This window comes from Candidatus Pelagibacter communis (assembly GCF_001180205.1).
In the GTDB taxonomy this organism is placed as follows: Bacteria; Pseudomonadota; Alphaproteobacteria; order Pelagibacterales; family Pelagibacteraceae; genus Pelagibacter; species Pelagibacter ubique_O.
On record NZ_CVSU01000050.1, the window covers coordinates 1 to 618 of the forward strand.

At 28.0% G+C, this 618-nt stretch carries 2 protein-coding genes; one reads left to right on the forward strand and one right to left on the reverse strand.

The genetic code is table 11. The features are described from left to right. The coding region (locus AMO08_RS02295; protein ID WP_143323794.1) for an iron-sulfur cluster assembly scaffold protein at positions 1 to 205 on the reverse strand (205 nt) is incomplete at its 3' end. Between the two features lie 42 nt (positions 206 to 247). On the opposite strand from AMO08_RS02295, the gene AMO08_RS02300 reads away from it, so the two are divergent. Next, the coding region (locus AMO08_RS02300) for a molybdenum cofactor guanylyltransferase (protein WP_143323795.1) at positions 248 to 618 on the forward strand (371 nt) is incomplete at its 3' end.

Sequence of the window (618 nt, forward strand, 5' to 3'; positions counted from 1 at the left end):
TGGATAATAGACTGACTGATGCCTGACAATAAACACACGATTTACACTGATAACCCATATCTTTTACAACATCTTCTTTAACAATTAAGCTTATTTCCATCTCATCACCACATAATGGATTTTTGTGTTTTGACTTATGAGTATAGTTTTCAACAACTTTATTATTTTCAGTATGGGCTGCTATTTCTAAAATTCTTAAATCCATTTAATTTCTTTAATTCAACTTTGAATGTTTTATATTTTATAGATGGATCATAACAATATTTTAGGCACTGTGCTAGCAGGCGGTAAGTCACAAAGGTTTGGAGAAGATAAATCTCAAGTAAAGTTAGCTGGTAAATTATTAATTGATCACATGTTGACTGAAATAATTGATGAATTCCAGGAGCTTTTAATAGTATCAAATAATAAAATTAATTTTCATAAGTCAGAAAAAATTTCAATAATCGAAGATTTTGAAAAAAATCTTGGTCCGTTAGGAGGAGTTTTATCAGCTATGAAATGGATAAAAGAAAATCAAAAAGACTTCAAATGGATAGCAACTTTCCCTGTTGATACACCTTTTTTTAAGAGACAAATACTTAAAGATTTTATTCAAAATATTAATTTCAATGAAAG